Annotated in this window: 21 protein-coding genes; 11 read left to right on the plus strand and 10 right to left on the minus strand. The window is 65.8% G+C overall.

The annotated features are described in order from the left end of the window. Nucleotides 1–23 precede the first annotated feature (23 nt). The gene (locus MJO58_RS06500) at nucleotides 24–1301 is read left to right on the plus strand and encodes a PucR family transcriptional regulator (protein WP_239722346.1); all 1278 of its coding nucleotides are present in this window, start codon (nucleotides 24–26) and stop codon (nucleotides 1299–1301) included. A 15-nt stretch (nucleotides 1302–1316) separates the two neighbouring features. Here MJO58_RS06500 and MJO58_RS06505 read toward each other — a convergent pair whose 3' ends face one another. Continuing rightward, nucleotides 1317–1481, minus strand: a complete 165-nt coding sequence (locus tag MJO58_RS06505) for a hypothetical protein (RefSeq protein ID WP_239722347.1) — start codon at nucleotides 1479–1481, stop codon at nucleotides 1317–1319. A 342-nt stretch (nucleotides 1482–1823) separates the two neighbouring features. On the opposite strand from MJO58_RS06505, the gene MJO58_RS06510 reads away from it, so the two are divergent. After that, nucleotides 1824–2399, plus strand: coding sequence for an HdeD family acid-resistance protein (locus tag MJO58_RS06510; protein WP_090600774.1), 576 nt, complete (start codon nucleotides 1824–1826; stop codon nucleotides 2397–2399). Here the strand turns inward: MJO58_RS06510 and MJO58_RS06515 are convergent. Next, nucleotides 2396–3616: a PucR family transcriptional regulator gene (locus tag MJO58_RS06515; protein ID WP_239722348.1), complete on the minus strand. Its 1221-nt coding sequence runs from the start codon at nucleotides 3614–3616 to the stop codon at nucleotides 2396–2398. The genes MJO58_RS06510 and MJO58_RS06515 overlap by 4 nt on opposite strands. A gap of 140 nt (nucleotides 3617–3756) precedes the next feature. Here MJO58_RS06515 and MJO58_RS06520 point away from each other — a divergent pair, with 140 nt between their 5' ends. The 4 genes from MJO58_RS06520 (at nucleotide 3757) to MJO58_RS06535 (ending at nucleotide 8886) form a co-directional block, all read left to right on the plus strand. After that, nucleotides 3757–5277, plus strand: a complete 1521-nt coding sequence (locus tag MJO58_RS06520) for a long-chain-fatty-acid--CoA ligase (protein WP_239722349.1) — start codon at nucleotides 3757–3759, stop codon at nucleotides 5275–5277. Further along, nucleotides 5270–6973 (plus strand): PHA/PHB synthase family protein, encoded by a 1704-nt coding sequence (locus MJO58_RS06525; protein ID WP_239722350.1) that lies wholly within the window; start codon nucleotides 5270–5272, stop codon nucleotides 6971–6973. Before MJO58_RS06520 ends, MJO58_RS06525 begins: the two co-directional genes overlap by 8 nt. Next, on the plus strand, nucleotides 6970–7815 hold the full coding sequence (gene phaZ, locus MJO58_RS06530; protein WP_090600778.1) for a poly(3-hydroxyalkanoate) depolymerase: 846 nt from the start codon (nucleotides 6970–6972) through the stop codon (nucleotides 7813–7815). Before MJO58_RS06525 ends, phaZ begins: the two co-directional genes overlap by 4 nt. 186 nt (nucleotides 7816–8001) lie before the next feature. Continuing rightward, nucleotides 8002–8886 (plus strand): cyclopropane mycolic acid synthase family methyltransferase, encoded by an 885-nt coding sequence (locus MJO58_RS06535; RefSeq protein ID WP_239722352.1) that lies wholly within the window; start codon nucleotides 8002–8004, stop codon nucleotides 8884–8886. Here MJO58_RS06535 and MJO58_RS06540 read toward each other — a convergent pair. Next, nucleotides 8883–9362 (minus strand): aminoacyl-tRNA deacylase, encoded by a 480-nt coding sequence (locus MJO58_RS06540; RefSeq protein ID WP_090600780.1) that lies wholly within the window; start codon nucleotides 9360–9362, stop codon nucleotides 8883–8885. The genes MJO58_RS06535 and MJO58_RS06540 overlap by 4 nt on opposite strands. Nucleotides 9363–9429: 67 nt before the next feature. After that, nucleotides 9430–10290, minus strand: coding sequence for an SDR family oxidoreductase (locus MJO58_RS06545; protein WP_090600781.1), 861 nt, complete (start codon nucleotides 10288–10290; stop codon nucleotides 9430–9432). A 292-nt stretch (nucleotides 10291–10582) separates the two neighbouring features. On the opposite strand from MJO58_RS06545, the gene MJO58_RS06550 reads away from it, so the two are divergent. Together MJO58_RS06550 and rsrA are read left to right on the plus strand one after the other, a co-directional pair. Beyond that, complete coding sequence (locus MJO58_RS06550; RefSeq protein ID WP_175364602.1) at nucleotides 10583–11239, plus strand: sigma-70 family RNA polymerase sigma factor; 657 nt, start codon at nucleotides 10583–10585, stop codon at nucleotides 11237–11239. Next, the gene (gene rsrA, locus MJO58_RS06555; RefSeq protein WP_350355908.1) at nucleotides 11236–11532 is read left to right on the plus strand and encodes a mycothiol system anti-sigma-R factor; all 297 of its coding nucleotides are present in this window, start codon (nucleotides 11236–11238) and stop codon (nucleotides 11530–11532) included. The genes MJO58_RS06550 and rsrA overlap by 4 nt, the downstream gene beginning before the upstream one ends. A 31-nt stretch (nucleotides 11533–11563) precedes the next feature. On the opposite strand, the gene MJO58_RS28900 is transcribed toward rsrA, so the two are convergent. After that, nucleotides 11564–11638: a 50S ribosomal protein bL37 gene (locus MJO58_RS28900; RefSeq protein WP_085976028.1), complete on the minus strand. Its 75-nt coding sequence runs from the start codon at nucleotides 11636–11638 to the stop codon at nucleotides 11564–11566. Nucleotides 11639–11854: 216 nt separating this feature from the next. Between MJO58_RS28900 and MJO58_RS06560 the strand changes: the two genes are divergently transcribed. Further along, complete coding sequence (locus MJO58_RS06560; RefSeq protein ID WP_025735747.1) at nucleotides 11855–12070, plus strand: biotin/lipoyl-binding carrier protein; 216 nt, start codon at nucleotides 11855–11857, stop codon at nucleotides 12068–12070. Between the two features lie 49 nt (nucleotides 12071–12119). Continuing rightward, nucleotides 12120–13622: a sensor histidine kinase gene (locus tag MJO58_RS06565; RefSeq protein ID WP_090600784.1), complete on the plus strand. Its 1503-nt coding sequence runs from the start codon at nucleotides 12120–12122 to the stop codon at nucleotides 13620–13622. A gap of 61 nt (nucleotides 13623–13683) precedes the next feature. Here MJO58_RS06565 and whiB1 read toward each other — a convergent pair whose 3' ends face one another. Further along, a complete protein-coding gene (whiB1, locus tag MJO58_RS06570) occupies nucleotides 13684–13938 on the minus strand; it encodes a transcriptional regulator WhiB1 (RefSeq protein ID WP_036467351.1) in 255 nt (84 codons plus the stop codon). Nucleotides 13939–14221: 283 nt separating this feature from the next. Further along, nucleotides 14222–15187, minus strand: coding sequence for a diacylglycerol/lipid kinase family protein (locus MJO58_RS06575; RefSeq protein WP_090600785.1), 966 nt, complete (start codon nucleotides 15185–15187; stop codon nucleotides 14222–14224). 120 nt (nucleotides 15188–15307) lie between these two features. On the opposite strand from MJO58_RS06575, the gene MJO58_RS06580 reads away from it, so the two are divergent. After that, complete coding sequence (locus MJO58_RS06580; RefSeq protein WP_090608535.1) at nucleotides 15308–15736, plus strand: hypothetical protein; 429 nt, start codon at nucleotides 15308–15310, stop codon at nucleotides 15734–15736. Here MJO58_RS06580 and MJO58_RS06585 read toward each other — a convergent pair. Genes MJO58_RS06585 through MJO58_RS06595 form a run of 3 tightly spaced genes read right to left on the minus strand, consistent with a single transcriptional unit; the run spans nucleotide 15688 to nucleotide 17875 of the window. Continuing rightward, nucleotides 15688–16170: a GNAT family N-acetyltransferase gene (locus MJO58_RS06585; RefSeq protein ID WP_239722353.1), complete on the minus strand. Its 483-nt coding sequence runs from the start codon at nucleotides 16168–16170 to the stop codon at nucleotides 15688–15690. The genes MJO58_RS06580 and MJO58_RS06585 overlap by 49 nt on opposite strands. Beyond that, on the minus strand, nucleotides 16167–17267 hold the full coding sequence (locus MJO58_RS06590; RefSeq protein ID WP_239722354.1) for an isochorismate synthase: 1101 nt from the start codon (nucleotides 17265–17267) through the stop codon (nucleotides 16167–16169). The genes MJO58_RS06585 and MJO58_RS06590 overlap by 4 nt, the downstream gene beginning before the upstream one ends. Next, the gene (locus MJO58_RS06595; protein WP_090600788.1) at nucleotides 17264–17875 is read right to left on the minus strand and encodes an acid phosphatase; all 612 of its coding nucleotides are present in this window, start codon (nucleotides 17873–17875) and stop codon (nucleotides 17264–17266) included. The genes MJO58_RS06590 and MJO58_RS06595 overlap by 4 nt, the downstream gene beginning before the upstream one ends. Nucleotides 17876–18016: the final 141 nt, after the last annotated feature.

Below are 18016 nucleotides of genomic sequence, written 5' to 3' on the forward strand. Positions count from 1 at the left end.
ACCCGAGGTCTACCGTCAAAGGGATGGCGAAAGCGCAGATCGGCATCGACGTTGAGGTCAGCCGGCACGTCGCCGAGACCGCCGACCGATTGCACCGTCGGCTGGCCGAACTGGCCGCGGTGATGCACCGCTCCCTGGTAGGTCAGATTCCGGAATTGCCCGGCGATGAGCGGTTAACCGAGCTTCTCGGGGCCAGCGTCGAGGGAAATGTGGACGCGATTCTGCGTGCATTGCGCTACGACATCGCCGTCGAGCGGGTCGAGGCGCCCACCGCAGCTCTGGAGTACGCCCGGCGATTGGCACAACACGGCGTGCCCGTCAACGCGCTCGTTCGCGCGTATCGGCTCGGTCAGCGGCTGATGAATGAGTTGGTCTTCACGGAAGTGCGCGCGCTCGATATCTCCGAACAGATGAGGTACGCGGTCATTGAGGCGATCAGCGCCACGCTGTTCGAGTACATCGACTGGATTTCGCAACAGGTCGTCGCTTGCTATGAAGACGAACGTGAACGTTGGCTGGAGAACCAGAACAGCCTCCGCGTCCTGCGGGTGCGGGAAATCCTCGCCGCGACCAAGGCCATCGACGTGGATGCGACCTCCACGTCGATCCGCTATCCGCTGCGCTGGCACCACCTCGGCCTCGTGCTGTGGTACCCGGACACGAGCACGGAAGGCCGCGAACTCGCTGGGTTGCAACGGTTTCTGCGCGAACTGGGCGAAGCCGCCGGCGCGGCCGCAGGCTCGCTGTTCGTCGCCGCCGATCAAACCTGCGGATGGGGTTGGCTGCCCTACCGTGCGATGCTGCCCGACGCCGCGGCGAAGGTTCGCCAATTCGCGCTGACGCGACCGGATTTCCCGAGTGTGGCGATCGGGACACTGTCGCACGGCATCGAGGGCTTCCGTCGATCACACCGAGAAGCGCAAAACGCCCGCCGCGTTGCGATGGTCGGCAAGCGGGAGCCGACGGTGATTGCGGCCACTGACCCGGGTTTGTCCATCGCGGCGCTGCTCAGCGGTGACGTTGCGGACACCCGTGCATGGGTGCTCGATGTGCTTGGGGACCTGGCGGGAGACGACGAGAACGACGCGCGGCTGCGCGAGACGTTGCGCGTCTTTCTGGGCTCGGGCTGCAGTTACAAGACGGCGGCCGAGGTGCTCAACCTGCACTTCAACACGGTGAAGTATCGCGTCGGCCGTGCCGTCACCCGGCGCGGCCGCGAGATCAGTGACGATCGACTCGACGTTGAACTCGCGTTACTGGTCTGCCATTGGTACGGCATCGCCGTTTTGCAGCCGAGATGAGCGGGTTGGCGCAGCTCAGGCACCCAGACGCGCGGAGGTAGCGCGGCGCCCGACGTCGGCCGCGACGCGGTCCCGGGTGCTGATTTGCGGCTGGGGCGTCAGCGCGTGGACGGCGGTGATGATTGCGGGCAGGAGCACGGGAGACAAGACCAACAGGAGGATGAGGACGGGCAGCAACATGGGGTCACCTGATTTCTCCGCTTCGCGAACGAGCTGGAATGGGTTGTGGTACTGAACGATTCGAGCCGGTCGTGATCGGCTGGCTGCTGAGGGGTGCGGCGCTGGGTTCGTTGTGAAACCTATTGGCGCCGCCGTGCGCCGGCGATGTCGCGCGGCGACCAACTTGCGCGAAGCCGTTGTCTGCGGGCGACAAATCGTTGGCGCCGAGTCGCCGTTACCGCGTGGGCGGCGCACCGTACCTCAGCCGGTGCGGTCCATCATTGTTCGCTATACCCGTGTGCGATGCGCAATTGTGTCGCCGCGGACATTTTCTTTTCATCGAATGTGGCTAATGATATTGAGATGGCTATTCGCGACGACACCGTTTTCGAAGGTCCTTTGCAAGCACTTGCCCGCAGCGCCTGGCAAGTTCTGCTCCTCACCGGCATCCTGGCGGTTGCGCTGGGTGTCATTGTCCTGGCCTGGCCAGGGCAGACGCTATTTGTGGCAGGTGTCCTGTTCGGCATCTACCTGGTGGTTTCCGGAGTCGGCTACGTGTTTGCCGCCTTCGGTTCACACGCCGGCGCCGCGATGAGAGTGTTGACGTTCATCACCGGCATCGTGTCGCTGATTCTGGGATTCTTTTGCTTCCGCGAAGAATTCGAGGCAGTGACGCTTTTGGCAATCTGGATCGGCATCAGCTGGCTGTTCCGGGGGATGACGCTGCTAGCCGCGGCGTTGTCTTTGGACCACATGCCGGGCCGTGGCTGGCAGGCGCTGTCGGGGTTGGTCATCGTGGTCGGTGGTGCCGTACTGATCGTCTCGCCGCTGCACTCGATCGCTGTGCTGACCCTGGTCGCCGGCTGCTGGCTGATCGCCATCGGCATCGTCGACGTGATCAGCGCGTTCCAGGTTCGCAGCCGGACCAAGGCCGCCTAGGGCAGTCGCGCTTCGACCTCCAGAGCCAGACACAGTTCGGCGATGTCTCGGGGCCGAGACAGGGATCGGCCGGTCAACTCCTCGACACGGTGCAGCCGATGCCGCACCGTGTTGGGGTGGCAATAGATCTTGGCGGCGGTGTCGTTGGCGGAACCACCGACCTCCACCCAGGCGCGGAACGTGCTGAGCAGCACGGCGCGTTCCTCGTCGGGCAATTCGTCGAGCCGGCGCAGCACCATTGACTTGATCCGTTGCATGACCTCGGGGGCACTGACCGCCGCGACGGCAAGCGGGGTGTCGTCGAAGACGGCAACGAGCGTGTCGTCCGAAGGCTTTCCGGCAACCGCCATCCGGGCCAACCGCAGCGCGTCGCTGGTCTCGGCGAGTTCGTGAAACGGCGGACTGATGCCGACTCGGGCGGTTGCGGCGTGGCCGAGTACCTCGACCAAAGTGCCGAGGGATTCCGGCGACGGTCCGCTCAGATGAACAATGCCGACCTGTAGGTCAGGCAGCAGACGCCAGGCAGATCGGATGTCGCGGGCGGACAGCTTGTTCTCGATCGCCGGCAGTCCCAGTTTGCCGATCGCGGGCAACTCTGCCGCCACGACGGCGTAGGGTCCCGAAGTGGGCAGCCGCAGCAAATCGGCTGCCTCCCAAAGGCTTTGCCGTTCGGTGATGCGGCGCGACAGCAGCGCTTCCACGAGTGCCGACCGTTCTTCCTCGCGCTCAAGAATCTGCGCCGTCAGCTGCTGACGATAGGCGTTGCTCATCGCCTCGGTGAAGATTTCCTGGGCGAGGAACACTCGTGCCGTGGCGTCCAGGATGGAGTCGGTGGGTATCGCCGCGGCGCGCGCGGTGGCGAGCGTCTGCTCCCACATGAAGCGGAATCCGATTCGGTACGCGGTCATCACGGCCGGCAGCGGAACACCGGCAACCGCGCGTTCTGTTCCGGTGCGCTCGGCGGGCGCGACATCGGCGTCGCCCTCGCGGTTGAGCGAGTCGAAGATGAACGTCAGATTGGCCACGCAACTTTCGACGACTTGATCTTTTGCGACGACGTTTCCGTCGCGGTAGGCGTCAATCTGGCGGCAGAGCAGCTCCGCCATCTCTTTGCCCATTCGCGGGGCACGGGCCAGCATCAGTCTGCCGAGCTCGACAACATATGGATCGGCCGCGCCACCTCGGCGGACGCCGTGAGTTTCCGGTGCGGCGCTCATATCGAAACCCTATTCCGGGCACTGCCCGATGTGAACGGTCACACCGAATCCGTCCCGCTGTTGTTTTCGGCGACATTGTCCTGCGCAGCTGCCGGAATGACGATGGAAACAGCGATACAGGTATCTCCGAAAGGCACCCGATGACCTCCCTCAGCGCCAGTCTCGTTGCAACGAAGGATCGCCACCCCCAACGCGTGGCGCTGCGCTGCGACGGCCTGCAATTCAGCTTCGCGGAGCTCGACGACGCGGCTGCGCGGGTAGCGACGCTGCTGGGGCAGGCCGGCGTCGAGCCGGGCGATCGGGTGGGGATCATGCTGCCCAACACCCCGGCCTTCGCGATCGCGTTTTACGGCATCATCTATCGCGGCGCGGTCGCGGTCCCGATGAACCCTTTGCTCAAGGCCCGCGAGGTGGCGTACTACCTGTCCAACAGCGGCGCTAAGGCACTGTTCGCGACGCCGGCGTTCGCCGACCAGGCCACCGCCGGTGCCGCGGAGGTTCGGGCGCGGTGCTGGGTGGTCGATGACGCCGCGCTCACCGATTTGATTGCCGGGTTGACACCCCAGAGCTCACCGGTCGATCGCGCCGACGACGAAGTCGCAGTCATCCTGCACACCTCGGGTACCACCGGAAAACCCAAGGGCGCCATGCTCACCCACGGCAATTTGGCCCGCAACGCCGACGTAGCAGTCCGCACCCTGGTCGAGATCGAGCCCGACGATGTCATCATGGGCTGCCTGCCGCTATTCCACGTCTTCGGCCTGACCTGCGGGCTCAACGTGGCCGTCCTCACGGGCGCGACGTTGACACTCATCCCTCGATTCGAACCTCGCAAGGCCCTCGAAGTAATTGAGCGAGAAGGCGTTACGGTCTTCGAAGGCGTGCCGACGATGTACTCGGCGCTGCTGAGCGTGTCCGAAGAGGCCGCCCCCGAAGCAACACGGAGTCTGCGGACCTGCGTCTCAGGCGGTGCGGCTCTTCCGGTCCAAGTACTCACCGACTTCGAAAACGCGTTTGGTTGCGCCGTTCTCGAGGGATACGGCCTATCCGAAAGTTCTCCGGTCGCCGCCTTCAATCATCCGCACCGGCCGCGCAAGGCCGGCTCGATCGGCACGCCGATCGAGGGCGTGGAAATGCGGGTCGTCGACCTGGACGGGGTGCAGGTTCCGCAAGGGCAACGGGGTGAGATCCAGATCCGGGGCCACAATGTGATGAAGGGTTACTGGAATCTTCCCGACGCCACCGAGGCCACGATCACACCTGACGGCTGGCTGCGCACCGGTGACGTCGGCCGCATCGACGAGGACGGCTATTTCTACGTCGTCGACCGGACCAAAGACTTGATCATTCGCGGCGGTTACAACGTGTACCCGCGCGAGATCGAGGAGGTGCTCTACGAGCACCCGGCGGTGGCCGAAGCCGCCGTCATCGGCATCGCGCACGACTCCCTCGGCGAGGAAGTCGGTGCCGCAATCGCCCTCAAGACGGGCGCGGTGGTCACGGCCGACGAACTGCGCGACTACGTCAAAGCCCGGGTAGCGGCATACAAATATCCGCGTCTGGTCTGGCTGGTCGAGGCTCTGCCCAAGGGGCCCACCGGCAAGCTGCTGAAGCGCGAAATCACCATCCCGACAAGCGAAAGCACCCCTAACCATGGCTGAAACCCCGAATCCGTCGAACGTCAGGGCCGACGAGCTGGCCGCCCCGCTCGATCTGCTACTCACCAGCGCCACCAAGCCATTCGCCGGCCGGATGATGCCGAACGCCACCTGGGCCCGCTTCGGAGCCGGCCTCGCCCAGCATCCCGGTGCCGTCGCCGACCGGGTCGGCAGGCTGACGCGCGAGCTCGGCAGCATCGCCACGGGTAAGTCGCACCGTGCTCCAGCGCGTGCCGATAAGCGCTTCAGCGATCCTGCGTGGCAACAGAATCCGTTTCTGCACCGAATCATGCAGGCCTATCTGGCCGGTGCCGAGGCCGCCGAAGGGTTGCTCAACGATGCCGGGCTTGACTGGCGCGACAACGAGAAGATGCGCTTTGTGATGGACAACCTGGTGGAAGGGCTGGCGCCGACCAACAACCCGCTGATCAGCCCGCTGGGCTGGAAAGCGCTGATCGACACGGGCGGTCTGAGTGCGGTGCGAGGCGCGAAATCCTTTGCCCGAGACATGCTTTCGAAGCCTCGGGTGCCGGCGATGGTCGAGCCGGACGCCTTCGCGGTGGGCGAGACCGTCGCCGTCACCAAAGGGGCTGTCGTGCTGCGAACCTCGATGTTCGAACTGATCCAATACGTCCCCCAGACACCGAAGGTGCGCGCCATACCGTTGCTCATGGTGCCGCCGGTGATCAACAAGTACTACATCATGGACATCGCGCCGGGCCGCAGCATGATCGAATACTTCGTCCAGCAAGGGCAGCAGGTGTTCGTCATCTCCTGGCGCAATCCGCAAGCACGCCATCGTGATTGGGGCTTCGACGCCTACGGCGCGGCGATCATCGAGGCGATGGACGCGGCGCGGAAAATCACCGGAACGGACAACACTCATCTGCTGGCCACCTGCTCGGGCGGCATCCTCGCGGCGATGACCGCGGCCCACCTCGGTGAGATCGGCGAGCAGGACCGGGTCGCGGGCCTGACTTTGGCGGTCACCGTGCTGGACGAGACCCGGGCCGGCTTCGCATCCGCGTCGATGAGCGATCGCGCGGCGCAGGCGGCGATCCGGGTTTCCCGACACAAGGGCTACCTCGACGGACGCGACATGGCGGAGATGTTCGCCTGGCTGCGGCCCACCGACCTGGTGTGGCGGTATGTGGTGAACAACTATGTGCAGGGCCGCAAGCCGGCACCCTTCGACGTGTTGTTCTGGAATGCCGACACCACCCGGATGGCCGCCGCCCTGCACCGCGACATGGTGCTGATGGGCCTGGGCAACGCGTTGGTCACCCCCGGGGCGGTCAGCATGCTGGGCAGCCCGGTCGACCTGGCCAATGTCACCTCCGACGCCTATGTCATCGGCGGTGTGGCCGATCACATTTCCCCGTGGCAGGCCACCTATCGCAGCGCGCGTCTGCTGGGCAGCAAGGACAACCGCTACGTGCTGTCCACCAGCGGCCACATCGCCGCACTGGTGAATCCGCCGGGCAATCCGAAGGCGTCGTACCGGACCGGTCCGGTCGATGTGGAGGCCCCCGAGCAATGGCTGGATACGGCGGAGGAGTCGGCTGATTCCTGGTGGCCGGACTATGTGGCCTGGCTGGCCGAGCGCAGCGGTCCGGAGGTCGACGCTCCGAAAACGCTTGGTGGGGAAGACCTGCCACCGCTCGGCCCGGCCCCGGGCAGTTATGTGATGGAGAAATGAGAGCCACGCGCAGGCTGACACCGGTGAGCACCATTGGCGAACACCGATACGTCACCGCCGGCGGTCAACGGATCCGAGTGAACGTGCGGCCCGGAACCGGCGTGCCGCTCGTGCTGTGCAATGGCATCGGGGCCAGCCTGGAAGTGCTCGATCCGCTGGTGGAGCGCTTGACTCCGGATGCGACGGTGGTCAGATTCGACGTGCCCGGCACCGGGGGATCTCCCACATCCGTTGCCCCGTATGGTTTTCCCTACCTGGCCTGGGTGCTTGGGCGGGTGCTGACCAAGCTGGGAATCGGCGTGGTGGACGTGCTCGGCCTGTCCTGGGGCGGCGCGCTTGCCCAGCAGTTCGCCTTCCAGAATCCGCGCCGTTGCCGGCGGCTGGTGCTGGTGGCGACGGGTACCGGACTGCTGATGGTGCCCGCCCACCCGCGTGTTCTGGCGAAAATGATTACACCGCATAGGTTCTCGGACCCGGACTATGCCGCATCCATTGCCGGTGAGCTCTACGGCGGCACCGTCCGCGCGCACGGTGACGACGTCGCGCAACTGTTCGTGCGGCAATTGCACGCGGGTTCCAAAGTCGGGTACCTGCACCAGCTGCTCGCCGGCTCGGTCTGGACCAGCCTGTTCGCGCTGCCGGCGGTACGGCAGCAGACATTGGTCGTCGCGGGCACCGATGACCCGATCATCCCGGTGGTCAACGCCCGCATCATGCATGCATTGCTGCCGCATTCGCGGCTGCATCTGCATTCCGGTGGGCATATCGACCTGGTGCACAATGCAGTCGAACTTGCGCCCGTCATCGAGCGCTTCCTGAACGAGCCAAGTGAAACGCTATGAAGTGCAACGGTATCGACGCTCGGTGCACGCCTCGGTCCCGTGCGCGATTCTCATTCGAGGTCGTTTCCGGCATGCGCGCATGACGGCCCATCACAGGGTGCGGCTAGACTGGAACGCCGGACCGTCGATCAAACTTCGATCGCATGCCGCGATGCCCAGTTAAACCCCGATCTCAAAGGTTGTGCCTTGTCTTCAAAGAAAAGCGAAACTCCGGGCTTGAAGCCGCATTTCGAGGACGTGCAGGCGCACTACGACCTGTCTGACGAGTTCTTCGCGCTTTTCCTGGACCCGACGCGCACATACAGCTGCGCCTATTTCGAGCGTGACGACATGTCGCTCGAAGAGGCGCAGTACGCCAAGGTCGACCTGTCGCTGGGCAAGCTCGGGCTGCGACCCGGCATGACGCTGCTCGACATCGGCTGTGGCTGGGGCACCACGATCGTCCGCGCCCTCGAGAATTACGACGTCAACGTCGTCGGCCTGACACTGAGCCGCAATCAACAGGCGCACGTCCACCAGCGCCTCGACAAGCATCCATCCGGGCGAACCAAGCGGGTGCTGCTGCAGGGCTGGGAACAGTTTGACGAAAAGGTGGACCGCATCGTGTCAATCGGTGCATTCGAGCACTTCGGACGCGACCGGTACGACGACTTCTTCAAGATGGCTCACGAGGCACTGCCGGCCGATGGAGTGATGCTGCTGCACACCATTATCAAGCCCAGTGACCAGGAATTCGCCGAACGCGGACTGCCGCTCACCATGACGAAGATCCGCTTCATGAAATTCATCATGGACGAGATCTTCCCAGGCGGAGACCTGCCCAACGCCAAGTCGGTCGAGGAGCACGCCAAGCGCGCCGGCTTCAGCCTTGAGCTCTACCAGCCGTTGCGGCTGCACTACGCGCGCACCCTCGACAACTGGGCGGCGGCGCTTGAGGCGAGGCGCGACGAGGCCATCGAGATTCAGTCGCAAGAGGTCTACGACCGGTACATGAAGTACCTGACCGGTTGCGCGGATCTGTTCCGCGAGGGCTACACCGATGTCGCGCAGTTCACCCTCACCAAGGGCTAGACCTGAATGTCGGCGGTGATCGCGCCGGTGACGCTGATCAGATCCTGCGGGGCGAGGGCGACGTCCCAGCCGCGGCGCCCGGCGCTGCAGAACACCCGCTCCCAGGCCAGCGCGCTGGAATCCACGACCGTCGGCAGCGCCTTGCGCTGACCGAACGGCGAGACCGCGCCGACGATGTACCCGGTGGTCCGCTCGGCGACCGCGGGTTCGGCCATCGCGGCCTTGGCCGCGCCCACCGCCGCGGCGGCCGCCTTCAACGACAGCCGGGCGGACGCCTGCACGACCGCGACGGCCAGCCCGTTGGGCACGGCGATCACCAGCGTCTTGTAGATCTGCCCGGGCGCAATGCCGGCCCCGCTCAGCGCGCTTACGGCTTCCGCTCCGAACGAGTGTTCGCGTGGATCGTGGCCGAACTTCACCACCTCGTGCGGCACACCGGCCTTGGTCAGCGCCGCCAACGCCGGCGTCGCGGGCACGTTAGGGCCCCTTAGGTCCGATGGTCGTGACCCACTGCACCCGGCTGCGCCGCGCTTGCGATCACTCCTACGGCCCCGTGTACCCCGGCGGGTTGACGCCGTCCACCCAGAAGTCGACGCCGAGTGTGCCGCCCGGCACGCAGTTGTAGACCGACAGGTCGGTGACGCCGTTTTCCAGTAGCACGTCCTCGCACAGCAGCATGTTGCCGGTGTACTCCTTGGACGGCTTGTTGAGGATGATGTAGGCGGCGTCCGAGTAGACCTCGGGCTTGCGGGCCCGGCCCATCGCCTCGTCGCCGCCGAGCAGGTTCTGCACCGCGGCGGTGGCCACCAATGTGCGCGGCCACAACGTGTTGGACGCGATGCCCTCTTCGCGCATCTCCTGCGCGATTCCCAGCGCGCACAGCGTCATGCCGAACTTGGCCATCATGTACGCCGTCGGCTTGAGCCACTCCGCGCCGAGCAGCACCGGCGGCGACAGCGTCAGGACGTGCGGGTTCTCCCGGCCTTTCATGTGCGGCAGGCACGCCTGCGACACCGCGTACGTGCCACGCACCTGGATGCCGTTCATCAGGTCGAACCGCTTCATCGGGACCTCGGCGATGGACCCCAGGTTGATCGCCGACGCGTTGTTCACGCAGATGTCGATGCCGCCGAACTGCTCCACGGTCTTGGCTACCGCGGATTCGACGGAATCCGGGTCACGGACGTCCCCGACGATCGGCAGCGCCTGCCCGCCGGCCTCCTCGAGTTCCTTGGCGGCGGTGTACACCGTTCCCGGCAGCTTCGGGTGCGGCTCGGCGGTCTTGGCGATCAGCGCGATATTGGCGCCGTCCTGTGCTGCGCGCTTGGCGATTGCCAGGCCGATTCCGCGGCTGGCGCCGGAGATGAACATGGTCTTGCCTTGCAAAGACGTGGCGTGGGACATGGCGTCACACTAACTCCCGGTCCCAACCGGTCGGTTGGGGGGACCTCGGCACCGGAAATAGCACGTCGGCTCGTGCTGTTGATTCTTTCGGTCTCTAAAACGCATGTGAGCGGCCCGGGCAAAGATTGTCGGTGGCAGCCTCTAGATTGGGAGGGAGGATCTGGTGTCAACGGCGACGAGCCTGTTAGGCAGTTCGATGGGCGAGGAGCAGTTGGTTCGCTTGTTTGCGAGTCCGGTGTCGCTCGGGGTGGTTCGCGGCGACGCTGCAACGGAAGGGACCGTGTTAATCGAGATGGCCGACTTAGACGATGGCCCAGACACAGTGACCGGTTCCGACCCTGTCGAGCCTGTTGAAGAAACCGATGAGGAGCTGACCGCGCGCTTCGAGCGGGACGCGATTCCCCTGTTGGACCAGCTCTACGGCGGCGCGCTGCGCATGACGCGCAATCCCGCAGACGCCGAGGACCTGCTGCAGGAAACGATGGTCAAGGCCTACGCCGGATTTCGGTCGTTCCGGGCCGGCACCAACCTCAAGGCGTGGCTGTACCGGATTCTGACCAACACCTACATCAACAGCTATCGCAAGAAGCAGCGCCAGCCCGCGGAGTATCCGACCGAGGAGATCACCGACTGGCAGCTCGCGTCCAACGCCGAACACTCCTCAACCGGGTTGCGGTCGGCCGAGGTAGAGGCCCTGGAGGCGCTGCCGGACACCGAGATCAAAGCCGCGCTGCAGGCGCTGCCGGAAGAGTTCCGGATGGCCGTCTATTACGCCGATGTCGAGGGCTTCCCGTACAAGGAGATCGCCGAGATCATGGACACCCCGATCGGGACGGTAATGTCTCGGCTGCATCGGGGCAGACGTCAGCTGCGATCGCTGCTGGAAGACGTGGCCAAGGAGCGCGGCTTCATCCGGGGTCAGCAGACGCACGAGGAGGTGACGTCATGAGCGAACTTTCGCCCGATGGCGCCTCGTCAGGCTCGGATCCACGCACAAAGGCCGAATGCGCTGAATTGATCGCCGAGGTATGGACGCTGCTCGACGGCGAATGCACGGCGGAGACGCGGAAAAAACTCAAGCAACATCTCGACGAATGCCCGCCATGCCTGCGGCTGTTCGGGATTGAAGAGCAATTCAAGGCGCTGATCGCGAGCAAATGCAGCGGCGACAAGGCCCCCGAGGGCCTGCGCGAGCGGCTGCGGCTAGAGATCCGCCGCACCACGATCATCCGGGAGTCGTAGCAGCGGCCCGCTCCAGCGTGACTACCAGGGGTTACGCGTTGGGACGCCTGCCGTGGTTGGCCTTGCTGTGCTTGCGGTCACGCTTCTTGCGGCCACGTTTGGCCATGGGGAGAACCTCCGTCGCTCGTTCATGATTTTCGGGCGCTCGGCGCCCGTCAGGTTGCCGTCAATTCTCTCACGGCGCAGCGTGTGCTTTTTCACCCCACCGCGGGCCGGCCCGCGCGCCGGTATGCCTAATGATGTTGTGGTTCGATATACATGAGCTTGAGATGGAAGCCCAGACCAGCCAGCATGCGCAATGGCCGAAACGAGTGGGGTGAAGATGGCCGAGGATGTTCGAGCCGAGATCGTGGCCAGCGTGCTCGAAGTCGTTGTCAACGAGGGCGACCAAATCGGCAAGGGCGACGTGGTGGTGCTGCTGGAGTCCATGAAGATGGAGATTCCGGTCTTGGCCGAGGTCGACGGCACGATCAGCAAGGTGAGTGTGGCCGTCGGCGATGTGATCCAGGCGGGCGACCTGATCGCCGTGATCAGCTAGCCGTCCGGCGCTTCGCACCTACCGCCGTGGGACGACGCGGGAGTATTTGATGTCCACGCTCGGTGATCTTCTGGCCGAACACACGATGCTGCCCGGCAACGCCGTGGACCACCTGCATGCCGTGGTCGGGGAGTGGCAGCTGCTGGCCGACCTGTCGTTCGCTGACTATCTGATGTGGGTTCGCCGCGACGACGGCGTGCTGGTGTGCGTGGCGCAATGCCGGCCGAACACCGCGCCCACGGTTCTGCAGACCGACTCGGTGGGCAGCGTCGTGGCCGCCGATCGTCTACGGCTGGTCGCCGAGACCTTCGCGTCGGGCATCGCGCAGCTGGAAACCGGAGCAAGCCAACAAGATTCGTGGCCACTTCCCGGGCCGCACGTCGCGGCGTCGCCGGTGCGCTACGCAGATCAGGTGGTCGCGGTGCTCACCCAGCACCAAACCGCGCCGACCGCCAATCAGAACTCCGGGCACCTGGAGACCGCCTACCGCGAATGTGCCGCCGATCTGGTCCACATGCTGGCCGACGGCACCTTCCCGGACGTGCGCGACGTTGCCATGTCACGATCCACGCCACGCGTCGGCGACGGATTCATCCGCCTCGACGTCGACGGCGTCGTCGCCTACGCCAGCCCCAACGCCCTGTCGGCATATCACCGCATGGGACTGACGAGCGAGCTGGAGGGCCACAACCTCATCCGGATCACGCGGCCGCTGATCTCGGATTCGTTCGAAGCTCAAGAGATGGCCGAGCACGTGCAGGACCTGCTGGCCGGCGGCAAGAGCATGCGCATGGAGGTCGACGCCGGCGGGGCTACAGTGCTGTTGCGGACGTTGCCGCTGGTGGTGCACGGCGCCGGCGCGGGCGCCGCGGTGTTGATCCGCGACGTCACCGAGGTGAAGCGCCGCGACCGGGCCCTGATCTCCAAGGACGCCACGATCCGCGAGATCCACCATCGGGTGAAGAACAACCTGCAGACGGTGGCGGCGCTGCTGCGCCTGCAGGCCCGCCGGACCGCCAACGCCGAAGGCCGCGAGGCGCTGATCGAATCGGTGCGCCGGGTGTCATCGATCGCATTGGTTCACGACGCGTTGTCGATGTCCGTCGACGAGCAGGTCAACCTCGACGAGGTCATCGACCGGATCCTGCCGATCATGAACGACGTCGCGTCGGTGGACCGCCCGATCCGGATCAACCGCGTCGGTGATCTGGGTGTGCTCGACTCCGACCGCGCCACGGCGCTGATCATGGTGATCACCGAGCTGGTGCAAAACGCGATCGAGCACGCGTTTGACCCGGCTGCCCCGGAGGGGTCGGTGACTATTCGTGCCGAGCGCTCGGCGCGCTGGCTCGATGTGGTGGTGCACGACGACGGGCGGGGACTGCCCGACGGTTTCAGCCTCGAGAAATCCGACAGCCTGGGCCTGCAGATCGTGCGCACCCTGGTGGCTGCCGAGCTCGACGGCACCCTGGGGATGCGTCAGGCGCCCCGCGGCGGTACCGATGTGGTGCTGCGGGTGCCGATCGGCCGGCGGTCCAGGCTGCTGTTGTAGGCACCCACGCAACAGCGCGGCCCCGACAATTCGTCGGGGCCGCGCTGTCTAGAGACTGGGGTCAGACTCCGCTGCGGGCCTTCGTCCGGGCGTTGCGGCGCTTGAGCGCGCGCCGCTCGTCTTCGCTCATTCCGCCCCACACGCCGGAGTCCTGACCAGTGTTCAGCGCCCATCCGAGGCACTCCGTGGTCACCGAACACCGATTGCAGACCAGTTTCGCGTCAGCGATCTGCGCGAGCGCCGGGCCACTGTTTCCTACTGGGAAGAACAGCTCCGGGTCCTCGTCGCGACACACCGCCTTGTGGCGCCAATCCATAAGTAGTTACTCCTCACTATGTGCGCAGCATCGCGCACTGGCGTTATTCTTCGGCTCTTAACGCTTGCATGAGTAGGGGTCTGTTCGGTACCCCCACCATCTCTGCATGCAACCTTTCGATCGTTTCACAGGCACAACAGAAGTCAATAGCGTGAGTTAGGCCGTGGGCTATCTCACTTTGGTAAAGGCTTAGTCAAGCCCTCACTCCGTTGTACTACACTCGCCGATTACCCTGCCGAGGATATTCGGAGGCTGTCGCCGTTTGGCCCGATATTTCCGCAGCTCAGGACGGTTTGCTTTGCGGCGGCGCTGCCACTGGAAGCGCATCGCGCACCGCCCGGAACGTCATGGATTCGCGCATCCCGAGGTACTCCCCGTCGTACTGACTGGCGACCGGCTCGCCGCCGCAAGTGATTCGCAGGCAAGCTGTGTCGTCGTCTCGGACAAGTTGTTTGGCTTCCGGGTTCGGGTTCTTCGCGAGAATCTGGCGCAGTAATCGAAGCGTGGGAATGACCTTCAAACTCGTGACCGCGAACACGCCGAGGCCCGACTCGAAGCTGCAACCCGGGTTGGTCACCATCGGCCGGCTGTTGCTGTAGGTCCACGGCGTCGTGTTGGACACCCAGGCGAATTGCACGCCCGAGACGGGATCGCGGCCGGGTAGCTCCAGCGTCATGTCCGGCGCGCGGCGGCTATAGCGGATCGTTGCGGGCACCGCGACCCGCCAATACCGCAACGGCGTGACCTTGACACCCTTGTTGCGTTGGGCTTCCACCGCGGCGACCACCTCGGCGTCGACGCCCATTCCCGCGTTGATCACCGCGTACTGCTCACCGCAGTCGATCAGGCTGATGCGCCGCCAGGTCTGGTGGCGGCGGTAGTCGTCGATCAGTTGGATCAGCTGGTTGGTGGCGGCGACCGGGTCCCGGGAGATTCCCAGCGACCTGGCCAGCACATTCGCCGAGCCGCCCGGTACCACGGCGACCGCGGGGACGTGTTCCGGCCGCGGCGCGCCGGGACGGCCCAGGATGCCGTTGACAACCCCGCTCACCGAGCCGTCTCCGCCATGCACGACGACCAGGTCGACCCCGCTCTCGGCGGCCGCGTGACCGAGCTCGGTCCCGTGACCGCGGTGGTCGGTGTGCTCGACGGTGAGCTCGAGGCGGCTCTTGAGCGCATGCGCCAGCAGATCGCGGCCGGCGGGCGTGGTGGACGTGGCTGCGGGGTTCACGATCAGAACGGCTCGCATGAGGCACGAGCTTATGCGGGGCGGTTAAGGCCTTGCTGTGGGGGAAAGCGGCGGCTCGACGGTAGGGGGGTGCCGCGTGGTTACGCTGACGCTGTGAACCGCGGCCGCCGCACCCGGGAGATACCACCGCCCCCGTCCGCCGTTCGCGGCGCCGGATTCGTCGTCGCGGCGCAGGGGCTGGCCGCACTGGCGATGGCCGTGGTCCTGGTGGTGCGGGCGATCGCCGGAGCCGACCAGCGGGTGGTCAACGGTTTGGGCACCGCGCTCTGGTTCCTGGTGATCGGCGGCGTGGTGCTGGCCGCCGGCCGCGCGCTGGTCGTCGGCCGGCGCTGGGGGCGCGGACTCGCGGTGTTCACCCAGCTGCTCCTGCTGCCGGTGGCCTGGTACCTCGCGGTCGGCTCGCATCGGGCGGCCTTCGGCATACCGCTGGCCGTGCTGGCGCTGACGGTGTTGGTCTTGCTTTTCAGCCCAGCGGCGCTGCGCTGGGTCGCGGGTGGCGATCAGCGCGGTCCGGCCAGCCCGGACAACGACGCCCCGGACAGCCGGTAGGTGGTCCACTCTCGTTGCGGCTGGCCGCCGATCTCGTCGTACAGCGTGATCGCGTCGGCGTTCCAGTTCAGCACCGCCCACGACAACCGGGTGTAGCCGTTGTCGACACACTCGGCCGCCAGGGTCGCCAGCAGTTTGCGGGCCAGGCCGCGGCGGCGAAACTTGGTTCGCACGAACAGATCTTCGAGGTAGATGCCCCCGACGCCGTCCCACGTGGAGAAGTTGAGGAACCACAGCGCCATCGCGGCGATCTCCCCGTCGACTTCGGCGACATGTCCGTACACGATCGGCGAAGGGGCGAAAAGTGCTGCGGAAATTAGCTTTTCGGTGACGGTGCATTCTTCGGTGGCGCGTTCGAATTCGGCCAGCGCGTGGATCATGTCGGCTATGTCGGCGGCGTCTTCGGGTTTGGCGCGACGGATGTTTTCGCTCATTGCTCAACTCCTAGCGCGTTGAGAATCGTGGCGAATTTCGTTGTGGTTTCGTCAACTTCGGCATCAGGATCCGACTCCGCGACAATGCCGCCGCCGGCGCGCGCCAGGGCGGTGCGGCGATCCGCAGACAGCTGCGCACAGCGGATGGACACCACCCAATAACCGTCGCCGTTGGAGTCGCACCAGCCCACCGCGCCGGCGTAGAAGCCGCGGTCGCCTTCGATTTCGGCAATCAGCTCGGATGCGGCCTTGGCCGGCACGCCTCCGACTGCCGGGGTGGGGTGCAGGGCCAGTGCTAAATCGATTGCGGTGGTTGACTTATCGCGCAGCTTGCCGCTGATCGGTGTGCACAGATGCCATACCGCGGCGGTGCGGCTCAGCTGCGGCTCGGGGGCGATGGACAGCTCGTCGCACAGCGGTTCCAGCGCTGCCCGCATGGTGTCGATGACCAGCTGATGCTCGTGGCGGTCCTTGGCGGATGCGGCCAGCGCGGCGCCGTTGGCGGCGTCGCGCTGCGGGTCCGCGGCGCGTGGGGCCGAACCGGCGAACGGCTGGCAGGTCAGCTGGTCGCCGGAGCGCGCGACCAGAAGTTCCGGGCTCGCGCCCACCAGGGCCACGCCCGCGTTGTCCGCGCCGGCGGCGGTCAGGTCGGCCAGATAACAGTAGGCCGCCGGATCGTTGGCGGCCAGGCGGCGCAGAACGACACGGGCATCCAGCGCGCCATCGGCGGCCAGCTGCAACGCCCGGGCCAGCACCACCTTGCTCAGCGAGGTGTTCGGCGCGGTCAGCTCATCGCGGGCGCGGCTGATGCGGGCGCGGTATTCGGCCGGCGGCGGGATGGCCGCGGCGATGCGCACGTTTGGCAGTGGTTCCGTCGGCCAGTCGGGTGGTCCGTCGCTGTGCCGCACCGTGTCCGGCACCAGCAATGCGGCGGGTCGTTCCAAGTCAAAAGGCAATGCGCCCAACACAATTGGGGCCGATCCCGATATCAGCGCGGCTTGGGCGGCGCCCACGTCGTGGTAGCGCGCCCGCACCCCCTCGCCAACCAGGGTGCCGCGCGGGCCGCACAGCGCGAACGGCGGTTCCGTGGTGCTCAACCGGGTGCGATTGCCTGCGGAAGGCCGGTTAGTCCGAGCGCGGCGAGCTGTCGCAGACCATGCTCGAACCCGCACACGGCGATCGAGCCGGCCAGCATCCAGAAGCGGCTGCCCTCGACGAGCGGCAGCTCGACCCAGCGGGTAATGACCGAGCGGGAGAAATGGCTGTGGCCCACGAACACCACGTCGCGCGAAGCCATGTGCTCCAACGCCAGCGCAACGGCCCGATCGGCTCGGGCGCTGACTTGCGCCACGCTCTCGCCGCCGGGGCAACCGTGGGTCCACACCAGCCAATCGGGGACCGATTCCCGGATCTGCGGGGTCGTCAACCCCTCGTAGGAACCGTAATCCCATTCGGCGAGCAGTTGCGATACCTCGTCGACGGCGAGACCGGCGAGTTTGGCTGTGGTCAGCGCGCGTATCCGGGGACTACTGATCACCAGTGGGTCAGTCAGTTTCAGCTCACGCAGGACGTGCCCGGCAAGCTCGGCCTGCAGCCGGCCGGTATCGGTGAGCTCTATGTCGGTGCGGCCGGTGTGCTGGCCGGATTTCGACCATTCGGTTTCGCCATGGCGGAGCAATACAAGTCGGTGGTTGTGCAAGCCCATGTTCGATGATTCTGCCCCACGACTTACCGTCCCGAAGTGGCAAGGTCCTGAGCTCCCGGCCCCGAACGTGCCAGGATGGCAGGTGTGAGCGCGCCGACGACGACGAGGGGAAACGAGCGATGAGGTGGGGGTACCGCCCGC

The sequence above is a fragment of the Mycobacterium lentiflavum genome, assembly GCF_022374895.2.
Lineage (GTDB): Bacteria > Actinomycetota > Actinomycetes > Mycobacteriales > Mycobacteriaceae > Mycobacterium > Mycobacterium lentiflavum.

Bases quoted from the DNA above. Each gene is read 5' to 3' on its own strand.
- MJO58_RS06575 (WP_090600785.1), bottom strand. From the start codon at position 15,187: ATGCGAGCCGTTCTGATCGTGAACCCCGCAGCCACGTCCACCACGCCC.
- MJO58_RS06585 (WP_239722353.1), bottom strand. From the start codon at position 16,170: ATGAGCGAAAACATCCGTCGCGCCAAACCCGAAGACGCCGCCGACATA.
- rsrA (WP_350355908.1), top strand. From the start codon at position 11,236: ATGAGCGAACTTTCGCCCGATGGCGCCTCGTCAGGCTCGGATCCACGC.
- MJO58_RS06510 (WP_090600774.1), top strand. From the start codon at position 1,824: ATGGCTATTCGCGACGACACCGTTTTCGAAGGTCCTTTGCAAGCACTT.
- MJO58_RS06550 (WP_175364602.1), top strand. From the start codon at position 10,583: ATGGCCGACTTAGACGATGGCCCAGACACAGTGACCGGTTCCGACCCT.
- MJO58_RS06525 (WP_239722350.1), top strand. From the start codon at position 5,270: ATGGCTGAAACCCCGAATCCGTCGAACGTCAGGGCCGACGAGCTGGCC.
- whiB1 (WP_036467351.1), bottom strand. From the start codon at position 13,938: ATGGATTGGCGCCACAAGGCGGTGTGTCGCGACGAGGACCCGGAGCTG.
- MJO58_RS06505 (WP_239722347.1), bottom strand. From the start codon at position 1,481: ATGTTGCTGCCCGTCCTCATCCTCCTGTTGGTCTTGTCTCCCGTGCTC.
- MJO58_RS06565 (WP_090600784.1), top strand. From the start codon at position 12,120: ATGTCCACGCTCGGTGATCTTCTGGCCGAACACACGATGCTGCCCGGC.
- MJO58_RS06545 (WP_090600781.1), bottom strand. From the start codon at position 10,290: ATGTCCCACGCCACGTCTTTGCAAGGCAAGACCATGTTCATCTCCGGC.
- MJO58_RS06560 (WP_025735747.1), top strand. From the start codon at position 11,855: ATGGCCGAGGATGTTCGAGCCGAGATCGTGGCCAGCGTGCTCGAAGTC.
- phaZ (WP_090600778.1), top strand. From the start codon at position 6,970: ATGAGAGCCACGCGCAGGCTGACACCGGTGAGCACCATTGGCGAACAC.
- MJO58_RS06595 (WP_090600788.1), bottom strand. From the start codon at position 17,875: ATGGGCTTGCACAACCACCGACTTGTATTGCTCCGCCATGGCGAAACC.
- MJO58_RS06520 (WP_239722349.1), top strand. From the start codon at position 3,757: ATGACCTCCCTCAGCGCCAGTCTCGTTGCAACGAAGGATCGCCACCCC.
- MJO58_RS06515 (WP_239722348.1), bottom strand. From the start codon at position 3,616: ATGAGCGCCGCACCGGAAACTCACGGCGTCCGCCGAGGTGGCGCGGCC.
- MJO58_RS06500 (WP_239722346.1), top strand. From the start codon at position 24: ATGGCGAAAGCGCAGATCGGCATCGACGTTGAGGTCAGCCGGCACGTC.